The organism is Kribbella pratensis (genome assembly GCF_004366075.1).
Taxonomy (GTDB): domain Bacteria; phylum Actinomycetota; class Actinomycetes; order Propionibacteriales; family Kribbellaceae; genus Kribbella; species Kribbella pratensis.
In genome coordinates, this window is record NZ_SODU01000001.1 from 1,896,312 (window position 1) to 1,915,690 (window position 19,379).

At 68.2% G+C, this 19,379-nt stretch carries 17 protein-coding genes; 9 read left to right on the forward strand and 8 right to left on the reverse strand.

The features are described from left to right. Positions 1–855: 855 nt before the first annotated feature. Positions 856–2,580 carry a S8 family serine peptidase gene (locus EV137_RS09005; protein WP_134127771.1) on the reverse strand — a complete coding sequence of 575 codons (1,725 nt, stop codon included), beginning with the start codon at positions 2,578–2,580 and terminating at the stop codon, positions 856–858. A 474-nt stretch (positions 2,581–3,054) separates the two neighbouring features. Between EV137_RS09005 and EV137_RS09010 the strand changes: the two genes are divergently transcribed. The 4 genes from EV137_RS09010 (at position 3,055) to EV137_RS09025 (ending at position 6,442) form a co-directional block, all read left to right on the forward strand. Beyond that, on the forward strand, positions 3,055–3,969 hold the full coding sequence (locus EV137_RS09010) for a hypothetical protein (protein WP_134127773.1): 915 nt from the start codon (positions 3,055–3,057) through the stop codon (positions 3,967–3,969). A gap of 19 nt (positions 3,970–3,988) precedes the next feature. After that, entirely contained in the window at positions 3,989–4,447 is a 459-nt protein-coding gene (locus EV137_RS09015) for a zinc-binding dehydrogenase (RefSeq protein ID WP_238175181.1), read from the forward strand. 313 nt (positions 4,448–4,760) lie between these two features. After that, positions 4,761–5,621 (forward strand): helix-turn-helix transcriptional regulator, encoded by an 861-nt coding sequence (locus tag EV137_RS09020; protein ID WP_134127775.1) that lies wholly within the window; start codon positions 4,761–4,763, stop codon positions 5,619–5,621. 29 nt (positions 5,622–5,650) lie between these two features. Beyond that, entirely contained in the window at positions 5,651–6,442 is a 792-nt protein-coding gene (locus tag EV137_RS09025; protein WP_134127777.1) for a hypothetical protein, read from the forward strand. A 4-nt stretch (positions 6,443–6,446) separates the two neighbouring features. Here the strand turns inward: EV137_RS09025 and EV137_RS09030 are convergent, their stop codons facing one another. The 3 genes from EV137_RS09030 to EV137_RS09040 form a co-directional block, all read right to left on the reverse strand. Further along, positions 6,447–6,722, reverse strand: a complete 276-nt coding sequence (locus tag EV137_RS09030; RefSeq protein ID WP_134127779.1) for a YggT family protein — start codon at positions 6,720–6,722, stop codon at positions 6,447–6,449. Between the two features lie 108 nt (positions 6,723–6,830). Continuing rightward, on the reverse strand, positions 6,831–7,889 hold the full coding sequence (locus EV137_RS09035) for a CU044_5270 family protein (RefSeq protein WP_134127780.1): 1,059 nt from the start codon (positions 7,887–7,889) through the stop codon (positions 6,831–6,833). Then, positions 7,886–8,512: an RNA polymerase sigma factor gene (locus tag EV137_RS09040; protein WP_134127782.1), complete on the reverse strand. Its 627-nt coding sequence runs from the start codon at positions 8,510–8,512 to the stop codon at positions 7,886–7,888. Before EV137_RS09040 ends, EV137_RS09035 begins: the two co-directional genes overlap by 4 nt. Positions 8,513–8,636: 124 nt before the next feature. Here EV137_RS09040 and EV137_RS09045 point away from each other — a divergent pair, with 124 nt between their 5' ends. Both EV137_RS09045 and EV137_RS09050 read left to right on the forward strand, forming a co-directional pair. Next, entirely contained in the window at positions 8,637–9,173 is a 537-nt protein-coding gene (locus EV137_RS09045; RefSeq protein WP_134127784.1) for a mycothiol transferase, read from the forward strand. A gap of 55 nt (positions 9,174–9,228) precedes the next feature. Then, on the forward strand, positions 9,229–10,173 hold the full coding sequence (locus EV137_RS09050) for a phosphotransferase enzyme family protein (RefSeq protein ID WP_255517788.1): 945 nt from the start codon (positions 9,229–9,231) through the stop codon (positions 10,171–10,173). Here EV137_RS09050 and EV137_RS09055 read toward each other — a convergent pair. After that, positions 10,157–11,269, reverse strand: a complete 1,113-nt coding sequence (locus EV137_RS09055) for an FAD-dependent oxidoreductase (protein ID WP_134127788.1) — start codon at positions 11,267–11,269, stop codon at positions 10,157–10,159. The genes EV137_RS09050 and EV137_RS09055 overlap by 17 nt on opposite strands. 91 nt (positions 11,270–11,360) lie before the next feature. Between EV137_RS09055 and EV137_RS09060 the strand changes: the two genes are divergently transcribed. Further along, positions 11,361–11,966 (forward strand): TetR/AcrR family transcriptional regulator, encoded by a 606-nt coding sequence (locus EV137_RS09060; protein ID WP_202870849.1) that lies wholly within the window; start codon positions 11,361–11,363, stop codon positions 11,964–11,966. Here EV137_RS09060 and dnaG read toward each other — a convergent pair. Beyond that, complete coding sequence (gene dnaG / locus EV137_RS09065) at positions 11,963–13,879, reverse strand: DNA primase (protein WP_134127792.1); 1,917 nt, start codon at positions 13,877–13,879, stop codon at positions 11,963–11,965. The two genes, EV137_RS09060 and dnaG, sit on opposite strands and share 4 nt — an antisense overlap. Positions 13,880–13,919: 40 nt before the next feature. Here dnaG and EV137_RS09070 point away from each other — a divergent pair, with 40 nt between their 5' ends. After that, a complete protein-coding gene (locus tag EV137_RS09070; protein ID WP_134127794.1) occupies positions 13,920–14,768 on the forward strand; it encodes a TolB-like translocation protein in 849 nt (282 codons plus the stop codon). Here EV137_RS09070 and EV137_RS09075 read toward each other — a convergent pair. Then, a complete protein-coding gene (locus EV137_RS09075) occupies positions 14,765–16,003 on the reverse strand; it encodes an NAD(P)/FAD-dependent oxidoreductase (protein WP_134127796.1) in 1,239 nt (412 codons plus the stop codon). The genes EV137_RS09070 and EV137_RS09075 overlap by 4 nt on opposite strands. A gap of 98 nt (positions 16,004–16,101) precedes the next feature. Here EV137_RS09075 and EV137_RS09080 point away from each other — a divergent pair, with 98 nt between their 5' ends. After that, entirely contained in the window at positions 16,102–17,982 is a 1,881-nt protein-coding gene (locus EV137_RS09080) for a sialidase family protein (RefSeq protein ID WP_202870850.1), read from the forward strand. On the opposite strand, the gene EV137_RS09085 is transcribed toward EV137_RS09080, so the two are convergent. Beyond that, a complete protein-coding gene (locus tag EV137_RS09085) occupies positions 17,938–19,173 on the reverse strand; it encodes a deoxyguanosinetriphosphate triphosphohydrolase (protein ID WP_133999876.1) in 1,236 nt (411 codons plus the stop codon). The genes EV137_RS09080 and EV137_RS09085 overlap by 45 nt on opposite strands. Positions 19,174–19,379: the final 206 nt, after the last annotated feature.

The window sequence follows — 19,379 nt, forward strand, 5'->3', positions numbered from 1 at the left end:
GGAGCATGCGCTGGCCTGGTGGTCAGGCGCTGCAACAAGCCCTGCCGAGTATGCGCTACGCCCTGCGGTCAGCGTGCAACAACCCTACGTGTGGCCGGATCCTGGGTCGTTTCAGGCCCCTGGATGCGTTCAGGTATCAATTCGAACCAAACGAGCGGGGCCGCACAATACAACCTGGTGAGCACATCCTGCGTGCCGTTGTGCAGCACCCGACCCTCGCCACCAGGGACGATTGGTTGCGTGCTATCTATGCGCACACTGCCTGTGGTGGTCACCAGCAGTGCTATGTCTCCGGGTTCGATCCGCACTGTCTTGGGGCCAACGTGATGTCCCTGGGCGTCAGTTGGTGGCATTAGCGTCACTGTCACCTCGGCCACTAGGTCTCCTACGTTTGCAGCCATCGCTCGCACCTCGCGCGTGAGGACGTCAACATGATTTGCTAGACGGCACGTCCGGTTGCTTACGTCCCCGGTTTGGAAGTCCTGAACATCGTTGAAGGTCGGCGCACTAACCCAGCTTCTGCCTGGTCGCATTAGTCCCCCCGAGTGTGGCTCTGTGGATACATCGGACGCTACGCCGGCGTTGGCATCGCCGCCACCAGCGCGCCGCAGGGGCTGGTGACACTGCTATGGACTCCGACTGAGGGCAATTGCCCGGAACCTCTCGGCCCCCTTGGCCTTGCTGCTGTGACCTGACTGCCCTGTCCCGCCCGCCCTACAGCGCGTCACCGCAGGTCACGGTCATGTCCGTCGTGACCTGGACTATCGCAGTGCTTTCGCGTGGCTGGCCGCCTGCGGGAGCAACTTGCTCCAGGGGCCGGCGCCGGGGGCTTGGTTCCGGCGCCGGCCGGGTGAGTTAGTGCCCTCGTGCGACCTTCGTTGCGTCGACGATGCCGTCGCCGAAGAACCCGTTGTTCGTCGGCGAACCTTCGCAGGTCTGGGTGGAGGTCACGGTCACGAAGGACCCGTCGGGTTGCCGGACCTGGCGGGTGTAGGTGAACGTCGCGGGCGTCGGGCACGGCGTGTCGGTCGCCGTACCGCGCAGTGCCTGCTCTACAGCAGCCGGCGAAGCCTTCTTGCCACCGTTGACGCTGTCCGGAACGCCCAGTCGACTGACCGCCAGCGCAGCGACGCCGGCCGCGTGCGGTGACGCCATCGACGTGCCCTGCAGGTACTGGTAGTAGCCGCAGATTTGCTTGTCGCAACTCTCGACGACGTTGGGCGTGTTCGGCGTCCCGTCGGGATTGAGTTGACCGCGTTCCTCGGCGAGGTGCTTCGGGTACGCGGCGAGCACGGCCTTCGTGATGTCGCGCTTGTTGTCGGCGGTGTCGTACACGTCCCCGCCAGGTGCGGACAAGTCGGCGTAGCCGTTGCCGAAGTCCGAGTAGTAGGCCTTGCGCTTGGAGATGCCGGTGCTGGTCACCGCGAGTACGTGGTTGCCCTCTGACGGCATCGAGGTACACGAGGCCGGGATTGTCCGCTCGTACGGCGCTTCACCGGGCTCGTCGGCGAAGTCCGGGCTCGAGGTGTCGACGAGCGTCTTGCTGTAGTCACTCGCGCCGTTGCCCGCCGCCGCGACCAGCGTGACGCCATGGTCATAGGCGTAGTCGAGTGCCCGCTGCATCGCCGTCACGACAGTTCGCTGCTCGGCCTGGGCCTCGGGCGAATCGGCCGGGTTGTCGGGGCAGTTGAACAGCCACGGATCGACGTAGAAGCTCATGTTCACGACGTCGATGCCGTGATCGCCCGCGTAGGTCAGGGCATCGACCGTGGGCTGCAGGAAAAAGAAGCCCGAGTCCTGGCCGGCGCGTAGGTTGACGATCGTTGCCTTGGGCGCTATGCCTGCGATCCCGAGCTTGTTGACCGGCGACGCGATCTCGGACGCGACGTGCGTACCGTGACCGTTGTCGTCCTCGTCGGCAGGGTCGACGCAGCTCGGGTGCTCGCACGGTCCGTCGACCGTCGCGCCGTTCGCGTCGACCGGGATGTCTGTCGTGAAGTTGCGGCTCAGCGCCTTGTCGAAGTTGTGGGCGATGTCGGGATGGGTGCCGTCGACGCCGGTGTCGATGATGCCGACTCGTACGCCAGTGCCCTGCTCGTAGCGCTGGGAGCCATCGGCGGTGGCGCCGATTTGCTGCATGTCCCACTGCAGTCCGGCCAGCGGCTCTTGCTTCTTCGCCTCCGTCGCGTTCGCACTGCCTGCACTTGCCCCCTGAAGGTCGGTCTGTGCGGCGTCGAGCTTCAGCCTCGCTTTCCCGACGGCTGAGCCGTCGTCAGGCGCCCGGCCGATGACCGTGCTTCGCGCGACCCCCGCGATCGCCGACGAGGCGCCGGCGGCAGCCTGGAAACCCCCGCTCTTGGTGGTGACGGTGGCGACTCCGATCGCCGCGTTCTCACTGAGCACCGTGCCGCCGGCGGCGGCGATCGCGGCATGCGCGGCTTCAGTGGAGCCGCCCTGGGCGTAGAGGACGACAAACTGCCGCTCTTGGCCGCTGGTGGCCGTGCCGGGACTGGCTGCGACCCACAGCAGCCCGGCGACGCTCCCTGCCACGACAGCTGCGCGCGTGACGTACTTGAACATTGGACCCCTCCCTCGGATATCCAACTACAGCGAGCGAACCTTGCTGACTGATCGTCGGAACTGCGCGAGCGCGACATACCCGGAGCCGGGGCACGGCCAGTTGAACTCGACCATCGAAAACCTGCTCACCATTCCCCCTCGTCCCGGCCAACAGCCGGAACAGCCCCCGGCGCCATCACAGCGCCCCACACACCCCCACCTGCCCTCATACCACCCAACAGACAGCCTCAAACCGCCCGCACACGCTGCCTGCAGCCGCAGATCGTGGCCGCGTCGAGGCGTGAGCTGCGAGCGATCCAAGCCCGCCCGTGACCTGAACTCCTGTTGACGGCCTGGCGTTTGTGTCATGCTCCGTGACGGCGAGTACGCTGACGCGGCCATTGGGCTGATGTCTTGGTGGGCTCGCAACAACCTGAATGAGTGCACCTCGGGGGGACCGGGGTGGGCCTGGGGTTCTCTGGAGGGGAATACTCGATGAAGCTGCGGCGCTTTGCGCTCGTTCTGACTGGTTTCGGCCTGCTGGCCGCCAGTTCTACCACTGCTGCTACTGCCGCCGCCGCGCCCGGATCTGCCGTCGCTGCAGCCGCTACTACCTGCTGGAACTCGGTCGTCTGGCCGACCAAGGCGAACGTCGTGGACACCGTCGACGTCACCGCGCGCAAGCCGCCGGCTCCGGTGTCACCGCCGTACGTGTACTCGAAGTTCTTCGCCAGCCGCTTCATGGACAGGTGGTACCTGGCATGGAACGCCGCGGGCACCCAGTACTACGCCTTCGGCCTGTTCCTGCTGGGGTCGAACCTGTACCGGCAGACGACCGTCCTCTCAGGCGGAAGCCCGGCGCAGTCGAAGGCGGTCAGGGTTGGCACCGGCTGGGCGAGCTTCAAGTCGATCGCCACCTCGAACTATCCCCTCAAGGGATCCCGACCCGCGTACCTGTACGGCCTGAACAGCAACGGCAACCTGTACCGCTACGCCCCGAACGGCGCTGGATACCGGTCGGCCGGCTCGTTCGCCGGCTTCCGGGGTTTCAAGACGATGACCATGATCAGCGAGGAGAGGACGTACGACACGCTGCTGATGACCACGACCGCAGGTGCGCTCTACACCATCCACATCCCCACCACCGCCAGTGCGAAGCCGGTCGTGAAGCTGATCCGGAAGTCCGGTTGGGCGGCGTACGAATCGCTGGTCGTCAACAAGTGCGGAGTCAACGGGGCTACGGTCATCATCGCCGTCGACCACGACACCCAATCCGGCTATCAGTATGGCTTCAGCAAGTTCAACGGCACAGCCACCGCGATGACGTCGTACGGCAAGGTGCCGGTCGTCTTCAACGGCCTCAACCACACGTCCCAGATCGGATTCCAGTTCATCCTCCTGGGCGAGTAGCGGTTGCTCGAGGTTGCCGTTGCGTGAGGCCCGGTCGGAGCGTCGGGTCAGTCTGGAACTGCCGCTCCAGGTGATCTTCGGCCGCCGAATCTCCGGCGTCACCGCCAGCACGGCCCTGCGCGCGCTCGGGGCCGAGCCGGTCGCCTATGGCGATGGTCTGGTCGATCGGGTCCGTGCGCTGGCTCCCGCCGGCGTCACCGCGGCGATGGATCTGCACGGGACGGACACGGCGCTCGCGGCACGCGAACTCGGCGTACCCGACGAGCGCATCACGACCATCGCCGCCCAGATCGACGGCATCACACCGGCGAACGGCGCCAACGCAGCCCCGGGCGCCCTCGCGGAGATCGCCGGCCTGGTTGCAGCGGGCCGCCTGCGGGTGCCGATCGCGGCCAGCTTTCCGGTCGAACAGATTCGCACCGCGGTCGAACTTCAGGCGGGGCGGCACGTACGGGGGAAGGTCGTCATCGACCTCTAGAGAGGTCGGGAACACAACGTCGGTCGGGCGTTGTCCTTGGCGGTCGAGGAATGTCGTGGGAGTTGGGCGGGCAGGACGGACGTCTCGCCCGTTGATCGCGGTGCGGTAGGCGTCGGCGTGACCGATGGTGAATCGGACGTCTGCGGGACGATTTGTTATGCGTTTTCGCAGGTCAGAGGGCTTTTGTCGGGCTGGATGCACCAGCTGGTGCCAGCTGGGGCATGGCCTGGATTTCGCGCGGGCCGAGCGAGTATGGTCTAGGCCAACGTCGTGCATATGCACGTGCATTTGCAGATGCGCCGGAGGATGACCCGTGGCAGACCCCGAGTTCGGTTCGGACGAGTGGCAGGTCGAGTACTACCGGCATGAGTTCGCGTACCTGCTGAGATCCGTGCGCAAACGGGCCGGGAAGACAGTTCGCGAGATCGCCCGGTCCAGCAACTACACGCATCCGCACATCGCGCGATCCCTCAAAGGCACCCGGTTCCCGAACTGGAAGCTGGTGCGAGCGATCCTCAACGCCTGCGGCGTCGGCGGTGATCAGCTCAACTGCTGGCTGAGACTGTGGAAGACCGCCAGCGCGACCCAATCCTGGCCGCCACCCAGCAGCGCGCACGAGCCCGGCCGGCGCACGTGGGCAGAGATCCAGCAAGAGTGGGAAGTCCGGACGACAGCAATCCGGCAGCCCGATGCGACGCTGCTGCAGATCCAGCAAGTGGTCACGCTCGAGCAGCTAGGACGAGTGCTCACCGCACTCAGCACGCGGCAGGGTCACCGATCTCTTCGACGACTGGAAGAACTCAGCGGCATCTCGAGATCGACCTTGCACGGCTGGTACGCCGGCCAACGAAAGCCGACCGCAGCGCGGCTGCACCAACTCGCGGTCGCGCTCGGCGCAACGCAGGCGGAGCAACTGGCACTGACCCAATGCCTTTCCCGGATCTCGCCACTGCGACGACCGCCCAAGCCCGACCGACCCGCGGCATGCGCAGCCAACAACCCCTCGCTCGGACAACACTGCACGCTGCCCAGATTCCATCAGGGACCGCATCAGGCCACCGTCGGCGAGCCGTGGCTCGACGACGGCGTGCTCGACGGCCGCAGCGGCACAGCGCCGAACTCGCAAGTGGAGGCTGTGCCCACAGGGCGGGTGCACTTCGGCCCAGGTTGGTAACACCACCTCGCAGTCGGTGGCGAGCCACCGTGCACGACGGAACCAGCAACACGAACACCCGCAGAGGAACCAAGAACGCCATGGGCGACGCGAACAACCCCGCAGGCCGGTTGCACACTCTCCTGACCGACTACCGCGCCGCCGCGCACATCGACTCGACGATGCACGCGACCTGGGCGACGGTCCTCGGTGTGTCCGAAGGGCAGGTCCCGGTGGCCCTTGCCGAGGTCGCCGCACTGATCCCCGAGATTCATCGCCTCGTCGTCCAGTGCGGAGCGGCCGAACAGCTCGCGCTCTTCGAGGCCTTCGGACGGCAGTGGGCGGTGCCGATCATGAGTGAGCACCATCCGCGGCAGACTCCTGGTCCCGGCCCGGGTGCCGTGGACCCGAACGCACTCGCGGTCCTCGGCGGGCTGTCGGCGTACCTGTCCACCTGTGCTCCCGAGGGCGCTCTCCCGGACGCTGAAGAAGTAGCTGAACTCAGAGCGGCAGTGCGTGATCTTCTCGATGCCCTTGCGCGCGAGGACTCGCTGCCCCGCGACCTGCGGTCGGCGATCAACGCGCGGCTGCACGACATCATCTGGGCTATGGACCATGTCCGCATCGGCGGACCGGGGGCTGTCAAGCAAGCCACGGAACGGCTGCTCGGTCAGATCAACATCTCGCTTTACAACGCTCCTGAGGCGCGCAGCTCCGGGCTTCTGAAGAAGGTGATGAAGACAATCTCGTGCGTCTGGATCGCTTACAAGGCAGGTCCGCAGGTCCACGCTGCACTCGATGGCTGGCAAGACCTCATTAAAGAACTGCCGCCGGCCCAGTAAACCTCTACAGGCTGAAGGCGATCGAGCGCAGGATCAGTGCGGCGATGAAGACTGCCGTGAAGGCCAGGTCCAGTGACAGGCCGCCTGCGCGGACCGGGGGCAGGAAACGTCGTACTCGGGCGATTACCGGTTCCGTCCAGGCGTGAGTCAGGGCGCGGGCTCGGGTTGCCCATTGGGGGCCGTTCGCCAGGACGCCTGTCCAGTCCAGGACCATCCGGGCGAGCAGCACCAGGACGAATGCGGTCAGGACGTACCCGACCAGGGCTCCGATGAGGCTCATGGGCAATTCCTCCGTGATCGCGCGCTGACCGTCTTGTCAGTATCAACGGTGCAGACCACGGAGGAATGTCCCTCTGGCCAACTTCTTAGCGGACTATCAGACGCCGGCCTACTTGCTGGGCGGCGGAGTCGACGTGATGCGGGTCGTGGCGATCGCGGAGTACAGGATGTCGCCGCGTTGCAGCGAGGGTTCGGGGTCGCCGTTGATGTCGGGTGGGCCGTCCTTTGTCACGACGGTCCGGCGTCCGAGGAACTGACCACCGGTCTCGGCGATCAGCAGGTCGTCGCGGTACCCGTCGCCGTCGCGGCCGATCACCCGGGCCCGGCGTCCGTCGACGGTAACGACCTCGTCGAGGAGCTTGATCCCGGGGATCTTGCGGGCGGCCTCATACAGGGCGGCCCGCAGATCGGCCGGCACGAGACCGGTGCTCAGCACGGATCCGATGCGCCGCCAGGCCACCACGTCGGGCGCCGGCACCGGAGGGTTCTTGCGGAGCGCAGCGAGCAGTAGGTCCGGGTCACGCGGCTGGGCGGCGAGGAACTCGTACGTCGGGTTGTCCCAACTGGGCTCGCACGGCTTGGAACCGCGCACGGTGGACCCGGTTCCGACCGTCGGGCAGGAGTTGAGCGAGACGCTGGGCTCCATCGGGTGAAAGAGGTACGGCGCCTTGGTCCGAGCGAGTTCGCGTGCTTCAGGGCTCGCGAACTCGGCGCGGGTCATGAAGCTCATCGTGCTGACGTACGGCGGTTTGTGGTCGGACGCGATCCAGGTTGTTTTTTCGCCGTACTGCGTGGCGCGCAGGCTCGGTTTGTCTCCGAGCGGCGTCAACCTGGCCGTGCGGTAGCTGATCTCCAGGAACTGCCCCGGTGGGATCGGGTCATCCGGATCGGCATTGCTCGCAGTCGCGGCATCCGCGAGGAACGTGCTGGCGTTGGCGACGGTGCCTGCCGGTGTTGCGCCGTCCCGTGTCACCACGTCCGCGACGAGGAAGCCACCTGCTAGAGCGAGTGCCATTGCTCCGGCCAGAAGCACCCGCGGACGCCCTACGAAGGCGCGTGCGGCGCGGGGCGGTGGGGCGAGGAGTTGCCGGCGGGCGGCGGTGAGGGCTTCGGGGGTGGGGGCGGGGGTGTCTTCGCGGAAGCGTTTGAGCAGGTCGAGGTCGGTCATGATTGCTCCTCGAAGGCTGGGCCGAGGGTGGCGCGGACGGATTTGCGGGCCCGGTGGAGGCGGGAGCGGACGGTGCCGATCGGGATGCTCAGGGCGGCGGCGATCTCGGCGTACCCGAGGTCTTCCCAGGCGTACAGGAGCAGGACGTCGCGTTCCGCTTGGCGGAGCCCGGCCAGGGCGCGAGCGAGGGTCTGCTGGGCGGCCTCGGCGTCCACGCGGGATGCGACCTCGCCCGCCAGTGGATCTTCGTGGGTGTGACGTCCGGCGGGTTCGGAGCGTGCGTACGCGCGGTACTGGCGTACTTCGGATCGGCGTCGTCGGTGGATCAGGTTGGTCGCGATGCCGTACAGCCAAGGCAACGCCCCATCGAGCCCTCCAGTGCCAGGATCGGGGATGTAGTGGTGGCGCCGTTCGTAGGCGATCAGGAAGGTTTGGCTGAGGAGGTCGTCGGCCTCGGCGGTGCCGAGCCGGCGGGCGGCGTACCGGTGGATCTTCACCGCGTGCCGGTCGAACAGCAGGGCGAACTCCTCCCGGGTCGCGCCGCTGATCAGCTCGGCGTCGGTCGGCGGCTCCGGACCACCGGGCGGATCCACGGAGGCGGCAGGCTGCGTACCTGTTTGCATACCTGTTACTGCCCGCACGGCCCCCTTCGGTTCCCGCCCCATCGCAGGAGTCTGGCACGCACCTTGGTCCGTCGGGTGCGGCATGCTGGGCTGCCTCACGACGAGTGTCGACGAAGGGGTGGTCATGGACTGGAAGGATCTGCCGCTCGATCATTGCCCGCGGGGCAACGAGGTGGAGACGCTGCAGTTCGCCTTGGACCGGGTTCGGCAGCAGTTCGCGTGGAAGACCGGCGGACTCACCGCCGAGCAACTTCGGCAGACGCATCCGCCGTCGACGATGACGCTGGCGGGGCTGATCAAGCACCTGGCGTTCGTGGAGGACGGCTTCACCGCGCGGGCAGCCGGACAGCCTCTCGCCCCGCCGTGGGACACCCGCACTTGGGTCGAGAACGACCGCTGGGGTTGGGAATCCGCGGTCACCGACGACCCTGACGAGCTTTACGCGCTCTGGTACGCCGCCGCCGCGCGCTCCCGCGCCGCCTGGCAACAACTGAGTGCGGACGGCGGCCTGGACACCTTGATCGAGGACCCGGACCCGGCCTGGACCTCGAACCGCCGGCGCATCGCGATCGACCTGCTCGAGGAGTACCTCAAACACACCGGTCATGCCGACGTCCTGCGCGAGGCCGTCGACGGCGTGAGGGGAAACGATCCTGACTGACCTCGCGGACGTCCTGCGGGATGCGTACGGCGTCCACGCGGCCGAACTGCACCGGATCCCAGCTGGCACCGACACGATCAACTATCGCGTGGTCGACGAGAACGGCCGGCGGTGGTTCGCCAAGGTCTACCGCGGCGACCTCGAGCGCGAACGCGCGGCGATCGAACTGGCCGAGTTCGCCCGTCAAGGTGAAGTCCCGGTGCCGGCAGTACGGCGGACTCTCGACGGCGACCTGATCTGCGCTCGGGGGCCGCTGTCGTTGTGGGAGTTCGTCGACGGCGAGACGGCCGAGGGCGGGATCACCGGTGCTCGCTGGCAGTCGATCGGCACCGTGCTTGGCCGACTGCATCGACGATTGGCCGAGCATCCGGCGGCGACGCCGACGAAGCAACCGGCTGTCGGCGTGCGGGATGTTGGCAAGGCGGCGGGATCCTTCGACCGGGTGATCGACGGATATGCGAGCCGCACGCGCCTCAGCTCGTTCGAGCAGTGGGCCTGGGAGGCCGCCAAGGAGCGCCGGGGCCTGCTCGACCGGGCCGGCACGATCCTCGCGGAACTGCCGGACCTGACGGTGCAGATCGTTCATGGTGATCTCGCCTCTCCGAATCTGATGCTGTGCGGCGACGACGTCGCCGCCGTGATCGACTTCCAGCCGCCGAGCCCGCGCTTCACCGCGTGGGAGATCGCCCGGATCGGCTGCGACCCGCGGACCGTGATGCTCGGCGACGACTGGATCGACGGGCTCCCCGAACTGCTGCTCGCATACCGCGACGAACATCCCGCGGCGCACGCCGACGACCTCGTGTCTTCGGTCGCTGCGGGGTGCGCCTACACGCTCGCGTCGACGTATCCACTGGCCGAGCCGCTCGACGATCCCGCTGCCGTCAACCCGGCACTCGAGCTCTACGCCCGGGCGCGTCACGAGAGCGCGCTCGTGATGCTCGAGCGGCTGCCCGACGTACGGGAAAGGTTGCGGGAGCGGCTCAGACCGAGACCTTGAACATGCGCTCGGCGTTGTGCAGGGACTCGGTCACGATGGGCTGCGAGTTGGCGATCACCTCCTGCTGGTACGTCACGAGGTCCTTGTCCGAGGTCAGTGCGCGGGTCAGTCGCGCGGCGTCCCAGAGGGCCGTGTTGGCTCCGGCGCCCGCGGCTGGGGTCATCGGGTGTACGGCGTCGCCGAGCAGGGTCACGCGCAACGAGGACCACGACGGGACGGTGATGCAGGTCCGCAGCGTGATCGGGAAGGCCGCGCCGGGCTCCCCCGCGTCGACCAGCTCGCGCACCGTCGGATGCCAATCGGCCACGGACCGCTCCACGATCGCCCACAGGTCGGCCGGGCTCATCGCGAAGAGCTCCTCGTCCGACGCACCGAGCACCGCGTTCGTCCCGGTCAGCACCGCCATCAGATAGTCGCCGTACTCCGCCGGCGGCTCGCGGAACACCACCGGTGCGAACGCCGCGCCGTGACCGGATCCGTCGCTCGCGAAGCAGAACCCGCGAAGGAAGGCTTCCGGCGCCACGTCCCGAACGGCCGGAGTCAACGGCACCTTCCCGTAGACGCAGCGCACCCCGATGTCCAGCACGTCGAGCTCCGGGACCAGCTGACCACGCACCCGCGAACCGACACCGTCCGCGCCGACCAGCACGTCCGCGACCGCGGAAGTCCCGTCCGCGAAGGCGATCTCGACCGCGTCGGGCGTCTCGACGTACGACGCGAACTGCTTGCCGAACTGCAGCACATCATCGAGCCCGGTCATCAACGCGCGGCGGAACGCATACCGATCCACCGAGGTCACCGCATCCGGACCGGCCACCGGATACACCTGCTCGAACTGCTGGTTCAGCTGGGCGTCGAAGCCCGCCACCAGATCACCGGGCTGTGTCGCCGTGGCGATCACCCGACGCCGCACCGCATCCGGCAGTATCTCGGCCAGCGCCTGCTCGCCGACTGGGCTGATGTGGATCCGGTAACCCTGCTTGCGGTACTGCGGGGAGGGATCGCGCTCGAACACCGTGACGTCCACGCCCGCCTCGAGCAACCCCTGCGCCAGCGCCAGCCCACCGATCCCGGCACCCATGATCGCAACCTTCATCTCCGACTCCAATCACCCGTCTGGCAAACTTTGTCATCCGTCTGGTTGATTAAGTTAGCACGCCGGATGGAAGTCCGCTAGGATGATTTTCGTGCGGAGATCACCGGAGCCCGAGCAGCGGCAACGCGACCCCGAGCGCAGCAAGCAGCAGTTGCTGGACGCGGCGGTGGTCGAGTTCGGCGCGCACGGGTTCAGCGGGGCGCGGGTGAGCGAGATCGCCGCCCGAGCAGGCGTCAACAAGCAACTGATCTCGTACTACTTCGGCGGCAAGGAGGGTCTGTACCGTGCGGTCGCCGACCGCTGGCGGGCCGGCGAGCCGGAGCTCGCAGCGGACGCGGAGTCCCTCGGCGAGGTCGTCGGGGCGTATGCGGGCGCCGCGATCGCGCAGCCGGACCTGCTCCGCCTGCTCGTCCGCGAGGCCGTCGAGCGGGACACCAGCAACCTGGATCGGGAGGGGCAGCGCGCCCGCTTCCGGGCGATGGTCGAGGACTTCAAGCGCCGGCAGGACGACGGCGAACTCGCGGCCGACCTGGATCCGCGGCACACCGCGCTCGCGTTGTTCGGCCTCGCGGCCGCGCCGGTGGTGTTCCCGCAGATCGCCATGGCGCTGGGCCTGGACGTCGACGGCGAGGAGTTCGCCGCCGAGTACGCCGACCAGACGGCGAAGCTGGTCTCACACCTGAAGAAGAAGAGCTAGATCGCCCCGGAGATTGCGCGGTTGCGGAGCTCGGACTTGTAGGCCTCGAGCGCGATGAGTTCGCCGAACATCCGGTTGTACTCGTCCGCGCGCTCGATCGGGTTCGTCCGCTGCAGCTTCGACTTCAGGTCCTGGATGCGGCGCGCGCACGTGAGCTCCTGCAGCCGCGCCAGCAACGCGAGCGCATACGGCTCGTCGGGCTCCCGCCCCAGCCGCAGCGGATCCACGGCCAGCGCACCGACCACCGCGGCCGCCGGATCGTTCCCGATGGCATCGCGTACGGCGACCACCCAGGCCTCACCAGGTGGCGCGGCGGCCGGCCCACCGATCTTCGCCATCGCGGCCCGGATCGCGCCCAGCCACGGATGCGTGAAGTCGTGGTCGTCGAGCTCGTCGAACGCGCCCCCGACCAGCGCCGGATGCTGCATCGCGACCTTCAGCACGTCCCACTCGATCACGAACCGCTGGTCCCGCGGCGACGGGATGTCCACCCGCGGCCGGGCGGGCTCGGCGGTCCCAGCCCCGTGCACGATTGCGGCCGGCGCTTGTACGTGTCCCCGCCCCGATGCCGGAGTCGACCGGGACGCCGCCTTGTAGACCTCCGATCGGACCTGGTCCTCGTCCATCCCCAGATGCCCGGCGAGCTCGCGAGTGAAGGCGTCCACCTTCGACCGGTCGCGAATGCTGATCACCAGCCGCGCCGCGTCCCGCAGCGCGTCGATCCGGGTGTCGGCCCGGTCCAGGTCGTACTTCGACAGCACGTTCCCCAGCACGAACCGGTACAGCGGGACGCGCCGCCCGATCAGCTCCCGGACCGCGGCGTCGCCCTTCTGCAGCCGCAGGTCGCACGGGTCCAGCCCGTCCGGCTCGACCGCGACGTACGTCTGCGCGGCGAACGCCTGGTCGCCTTCGAAGGCCTTGACCGCCGCGCGCTGACCGGCCGCGTCGCCGTCGAAGGTGAAGATCACCTCGCCGCGGAACTGGTCGTGGTCGAGCAACAACTGCCGCAGCACCCGCGCGTGGTCGTCGCCGAACGACGTACCGCAGGTGGCGACCGCGGTCTGCACGCCCGCGAGATGACAGGCCATCACGTCGGTGTAGCCCTCGACGACCACGGCCTGCCGGCCCTTCGCGATCTCGCGGCGGGCGAGGTCCACGCCGTACAGGACCTTGGACTTCTTGTAGATCGGCGTCTCGGGGGTGTTCAGGTACTTCGCTTCGATCCGGTCGTCGTCGAACAGCCGGCGCGCGCCGAACCCGATCACGTCGGACGAGGCGTCCCGGATCGGCCACATCAGCCGGCCGCGGAACCGGTCGTACAGCCCGCGCTGCCCGTCGGCGGCCAGGCCGGACGCGACCAGCTCGGCGTTCGTGAAACCGCGACCGCGGAGGTGGCTGATCAGCGCCTCGCCGCCGCGTGGCGAGAACCCGACCCCGAAGTGCACGGCGGCATCCTTGTCGAACCCGCGCTTGTCCAGGAACTGCCGTCCGATCGACGCCTCGGCCGCGCCGAACAGCTGGTCGACGTAGAACTCGGCCGCGACCTTGTGCGCCTCCACGAGCCGCGGCCGCTGGTTGCCCGGGCCGCGCTGCACCGGCGCTCCGGAGTCCTCGTACCGCAGCTGGATGCCGACCTTCGAGGCCAGCGTCTCGACCGCCTCCGAGAAGGTGATCTGGTCGACCTTCTGGATGAAGTCGATGACGTCGCCGCCCTCTTGGCAGCCGAAGCAGTAGAAGAAGCCGCGGGACGGGGTGACGTTGAACGACGGCGACTTCTCGTCGTGGAACGGGCAGAGGCCCTTCAGGTTGCCCCCGCCGGCGTTCTTCAAGGTCACGTACGAGCCGACGATGTCGTCGATCCGGGCGCGCTCGCGCACCAGCGCGATGTCCTCTTCCTTGATCCGGCCTGCCACCCCGCGAGTCTAGCCGGGCGGATCACGTAGGTTTGCGGGTATGCCACGTACCCTTCGCCCAGGTCAGCGGTCCGAGCTGTACGTCGTCGACGTCGCGACCAACACCCACCGGCTGGTGTTCAGCTCTGACGAGGTCCTGTTCGAGGCGCCGAACTGGCTCCCCGACGGCACTCTGGTTGTCAACGGCAACGGGCTGCTGTTCCGGGTGACGGACGCACTCGAGGAGATCGAACTCGGCGGCGTACCCGCGATCAACAACGATCACGTGGTGAGTCCGGACGGGCGGACCGTCTACGTGTCGGCGAACGACGGCCACATCTACGCCGCACCGATCGAAGGCGGACCCGGCCGCCGGGTGACGAACGATCGCGGCCCGGGCTTCCACCACTACCTGCACGGCGTCTCACCGGACGGTACGACGCTCGCGTACATCGGGCTGGAGTGGGTCGGCGACCGGCGGATCACCAACGTGTGGACGATCCCGGCCGCGGGCGGCGCCGACGTACCGGTGACCGACGACATGTTCGCGGACGACGGGTCGGAGTTCAGCCCGGACGGGCGGTGGATCTACTTCAACTCCGAGCGGGACGGGCACGCCCAGCTGTTCCGGGTGCTGGTCGAGGGCAGTGCGATCGAGAAGTTGACCTTCGACGAGCGGGTCAACTGGTTCCCGCACCCGGCACCGGACTGGTCGGCCGTCGCGTACGTCAGCTTCCCGCCCGGCACCGAGGGCCACCCGGCCGACATCGACGACGTCCGCCTGCGCCTGCTGACGAACGACGGTGAGATCCGCGAACTGACGAGCCTGTTCGGCGGCCAGGGCACGATGAACGTCCCGAGCTGGTCGCCGGACAGCGCGTCGTTCGCCTACGTCACCTACCCGCTCTAGACGTCGGCGAGGTCAACCGAGGAATCGGCCAGGCGGGCAGGGTCGACCTGCTTGCCGGAGCGGATCAGGTCGCGGATGCCGTCGGTCGCGCCCCAGGTGTTGACGTGCATGCCGGCCAGGACGTGGTGGTCGTCGTCGAGCCAGAACGCCTCGTAGGCGCCGGACTTCGGGTCGCCGCGGAGGACGACCTGGTACGACGTTCCGCGCGGGACGTCCCCGGCGTACTCCATCCCGAGGTCGAACTGGTCGGTGAAGAAGAACGGGATCGCGTCGTGCGCCACGTCCTGCCCGAGCATCGCCTTCGCGGCCGAGGCGCCGGTGTCCTTCGCGTTCTGCCAGTGCTCGACGCGGACGAACCGCCCGAACAGCGGGTGGTCCCAGCGGACCACGTCACCGGCGGCGTACACGTCCGCGACCGAAGTCTGCAGGTCCGCACCCGCGACGATGCCCGAACCGTTCTCCGGTGTCGCGACCTCGATACCGGCCGCCTCGGCCAGCTCGGTGTTCGGCTGTACGCCGACCCCGACCACCACCAGGTCCGCCGGAATCACCTCGCCGTCCACGCGAACTCCGGTGACCTTGTCCGTCCCCTCGAACCCCTCCACCCCGGCCCCGAACCGGAACTGCACCCCGTGCTGCCGATGGAACTCCGCGAACAACTCACCGACCTCTTCACCGAGTACGCCGGCCAGCGCGGTGGACTGCGGCTCGACGACCGTCACCTCGCACCCGCGCTCGCGAGCAGCCGACGCGGCCTCGAGCCCGATCCACCCGGCGCCCACCACGACGACGCGCGGCTTCGCGGCGTACGCGTCGGTCAGCGCCTGCGCCTCCTCGGCCGTCCGCAGGTAGTGCACACCCGGCAGATCCGCACCCGGTACGTCGAGCTTGCGGACGCGGCTGCCCGTCGCGATCAGGAGCTTCGTGTAGGACACCTGCGAGCCGTCGTCGAGCGTGACCGTGTGCGCGGCCGGATCGAGCGCGGTGACCGTGGCTCCGAGGCGCAGGTCGATGTGGTTGTCGTCGTACCACTGCTGGTCGTGCAACTGTGCGGACGTGGTCTCGTCCTTGCCGAGCAGGACACCTTTCGACAGCGGAGGTCGCTCGTACGGCAGTGACTGCTCACTGCCGATCAGGACGATGCCACCGCTCCAGCCGTCCTTCCGAAGGGCCTCGGCCGCGGTCGCTCCCGCGAGACTCGCACCGACGATCACGATCTGCTCTGCATCAGCCATGACTGAACGATAGTCCTCCGCAACCCCTTGTCGCCGACCGCGTCGATGACTACGGTTTCGCAGGACATCATACGTCCTATGACCCTCCTGGGAGAGCCATGCGCGTTCTCGCACCAGGCCGTCTTGCGGCCGCCGCCTTGTTGGTGTTCACAACCCTCACCGCACCGCCCGCCCGCGCCGGCACAGCGCCTTTCGTGGACGACAGCGTGCTGTTCCAGCAGAAGACCGAGGGCTACTCGTGCTTCCGGATCCCGGCCGTCGTGCACGCGACGAACGGCGACGTACTCGCGTTCGCCGAGGGGCGGGTCGCGGACTGCGGTGACGACGGCGATATCGACATCGTGCTGCGCCGCTCGACCGACGGCGGCAAGACCTGGGGGCCGTTGCACGTGGTGTCGGACGGCAACGGCAGTACGCACGGCAACCCGGTCCCGATCGTGGACCGGAAGACCGGACGGATCGTCCTCGTCACAACGCACAACGGCCCGCAGCCGTGCACGAACGGCTGCGACCGCGACCCGTACGTCCAGACCAGCGACGACTCCGGGGCGACCTGGACCGCGCCCCGCGAGCTGACCGACGCGAAGCTGCCGAGCTGGAACTTCTGGTACGCGACCGGCCCGATGCACGGCATCCAGCTCGAACACGGCCCGCACGCCGGCCGGATGATCGTCGGCGCCAGTTTCGAGACGTACGACGGGGTTGGGCCGCACGTGTACGGCACCCATTTGCTGTACTCCGATGACGCGGGCGAGACCTGGCACATCGGCGCGACGACCTCGCGGGACGACGGTTCGGTGATCGCGCAGGAGGTGACTGTGGTCGAGCTGACCGACGGCAGGATCTACGCGCTGGCCCGCGAACGCGGCGCCGATCCGGGCAACCGCGCGTACGCGGTCAGCAGCGACGGCGGGGACAGCTTCGACGCGCCGTTCCGGACGATCCCGAAGTTGGTGATGCCCGATGTGCAGGGTTCGCTACTGCGGTTCAGCGCGCACAACGAGGGCGATCGGCGGAACCGGATCCTGTTCTCGGCGCCGGCGCACCCGGCCGCGCGCGAGGTGATGACCGTGCGGTCGTCGTACGACGAGGCGCGCTCGTTCGGCACCTGGCAGCAGGGGAAGGTCTTCTACTGGGGTCCGTCGGCGTACTCCGACATGGTCCGCCTGGATGGTGACGAGGCCGGGTTGCTGTACGAGGCCGGTGTCGCGAACCCGTACGAGTCGATCCGCTGGGCGCGGTTCAACGAGGCGTATCTCTCGACGCCGAACGGGACGCCGCCGGGAATCCCCGGTCCGCCCGCGCCCGGGCCGCTGACGCCTGACGTCGGCCCGGCGCGCAATCCGGCGTACGTGCGCGGTGGAGCGACTGTTGCCGCAGGCAAGTTCGGGAACGGACTCGCGCTGGACGGGGTGGACGACTACGTCGAGGTGCCGTACGACCGGTCGATCGATCTGGGCGCCGACGACTTCACGATGACGGCGTGGATCAGGTACGGCGCGACGACCGGGACGCACGCGATCCTGTGGGCGTACCGGACCGGCTCCGGTAGTACGCCGCAGGTGTGGTTGCGGGCGGAGCCGGAGAGCAAACGGATCCGCGCGTTGCTGTCGGTCGACCGTTTCAACGTGACGGTCCAGTCGGCGTCGGCGTACAACGACGACCAGTGGCATCACGTCGTACTGCAACGGGTCGGCGGGAAGCTGCGGCTGCTGGTCGACGGCGCCGAGGTGGGCTCGGTGGCGGCGCCGGCCGGATCGGTGACGGCGGGCAAGGAGTTCGGGGTGCAGGGCATCCATGTCGGCCAGCGCGTCGACGGCGTCAACCGCTTCCACGGCGCACTCGACGAGGTCCGCGTCTACCGCCGGGCACTCACCGACAATGAACTCCAGCAGATCCGCGAGCAGAATCTGCCGATCACCAACAGGCTGGGCCTAGACCTGCCCTTCGACAAGGTGAGCGTGCCAAGCCAGGGCTGAGGGGTCGGTGAGGGAGGCGACCTGGTCGACGACGACGCGGAGGCGGGCCGCGTCGTCGGTCGCCTCCGCGAAGTCGGACCGGAACGGGACGTCCAGGTGCCGCGGGGCCGTTTTCCACAGGGCTTCGACGAGTTCGGTGAGAAGCTCGCGCTGGGTGGCCCGGCGGGCCTGGCGTTCGGGTGAGTTGAGGACGTGGAACATGCCGACGCCCTTCAACAGCCCGATCTCGGTGCGAATACCGTCCGGTACCACCAGATCGGCCTCGTACCGGATGAGCCGGGACCGGCCGAACACGGCGTGCGTGGTCTGCTCGGCGGCGGTCGCGAACCGGCCGATGAGCTGGCTGGTGACGTCCTTGAGTGCGCCCAGCGCCTGCCTGCTGTCGTCGAACGCGGTGCGCGGCCAGTAGTTCAGCGCCTTCAGCCGCGCCCAGCCTTCGTCCAGCTCGGCATCGGTTGCCTCCGGCAAGTACATCTGCCGGACCGTCTCCCAGTACGGCGCCGGCTCGGCGTCGACCGCGGCGAGATCGATGTGATGCGCGACGATCCCGTCCTCGACGTCGTGCACGGAGTACGCCACGTCGTCGGCGAAGTCCATCACCTGCGCCTCCAGGCAGCGCCGCTCCCCCACACCCTGGCGCAACCAGGTGAAGACCGCGAGGTCGTCGTCGTACACCCCGAACTTGCGCTCGTCCGGCCGGCGGGGCCAGGGGTACTTCGTCGCGGCGTCGAGGGTCGCGCGGCTCAGGTTGAGGCCGACGCTGCGTCCGTCGGCGTCGAACGTCTTCGACTCCAGCCGGGTCAGCAGCCGTAGCGTCTGCGCGTTCCCCTCGAAGCCGCCGATCTCCGCGGCGACCTGGTCGAGCGCCCGCTCGCCGTTGTGCCCGAACGGCGGATGCCCGAGGTCGTGCGCCAGGCAGGCTGCGTCCACGATGTCCGGATCGCAGCCGAGCGTCGCCGCCAACTCGCGGCCGATCTGCGCGACCTCGAGGCTGTGCGTCAACCGGTTCCGCACGAAGTCGTCGCTGCCGGCCGTCACGACCTGCGTCTTGGCCGCCAGCCGCCGCAACGCCGCACTGTGCAGCACCCGCGCGCGATCACGGGCGAACGCGGTCCGCCCCGGCCGCTTGACCGGCTCGGCGACCCACCGCTCGGCGTCGTGCTCGTCGTACCACTCATGCTGCTTCCTCATCACCGCTCACAGTAGCGGCGACCACCGACAAAACTGCGCTTCGATGCGTTTGGCGTCGGGTACCGGGCTACCAGTTTCGCGGTGGTACGGAAGAGTGCCATTTCGCCAAGTCCTTTTGTTGCGAGGCAGAGGTGCTGCACTCTTCCGCCTGGACAGGCCACCCTCTCGATCCCTTGCCGTCCTTCTCGTACGGCGGATCTGACGCG

Excerpts from the sequence above, each read along its gene's own strand:
- EV137_RS09040 (WP_134127782.1), bottom strand. The coding sequence starts at position 8,512 with ATGCAAACAGGTACGCAGCCTGCCGCCTCCGTGGATCCGCCCGGTGGT.
- EV137_RS09070 (WP_134127794.1), top strand. The coding sequence starts at position 13,920 with ATGCCACGTACCCTTCGCCCAGGTCAGCGGTCCGAGCTGTACGTCGTC.
- EV137_RS09080 (WP_202870850.1), top strand. The coding sequence starts at position 16,102 with ATGCGCGTTCTCGCACCAGGCCGTCTTGCGGCCGCCGCCTTGTTGGTG.
- EV137_RS09030 (WP_134127779.1), bottom strand. The coding sequence starts at position 6,722 with ATGAGCCTCATCGGAGCCCTGGTCGGGTACGTCCTGACCGCATTCGTC.
- EV137_RS09075 (WP_134127796.1), bottom strand. The coding sequence starts at position 16,003 with ATGGCTGATGCAGAGCAGATCGTGATCGTCGGTGCGAGTCTCGCGGGA.
- EV137_RS09085 (WP_133999876.1), bottom strand. The coding sequence starts at position 19,173 with ATGAGGAAGCAGCATGAGTGGTACGACGAGCACGACGCCGAGCGGTGG.
- EV137_RS09005 (WP_134127771.1), bottom strand. The coding sequence starts at position 2,580 with ATGTTCAAGTACGTCACGCGCGCAGCTGTCGTGGCAGGGAGCGTCGCC.
- EV137_RS09045 (WP_134127784.1), top strand. The coding sequence starts at position 8,637 with ATGGACTGGAAGGATCTGCCGCTCGATCATTGCCCGCGGGGCAACGAG.
- EV137_RS09010 (WP_134127773.1), top strand. The coding sequence starts at position 3,055 with ATGAAGCTGCGGCGCTTTGCGCTCGTTCTGACTGGTTTCGGCCTGCTG.
- EV137_RS09055 (WP_134127788.1), bottom strand. The coding sequence starts at position 11,269 with ATGAAGGTTGCGATCATGGGTGCCGGGATCGGTGGGCTGGCGCTGGCG.
- EV137_RS09035 (WP_134127780.1), bottom strand. The coding sequence starts at position 7,889 with ATGACCGACCTCGACCTGCTCAAACGCTTCCGCGAAGACACCCCCGCC.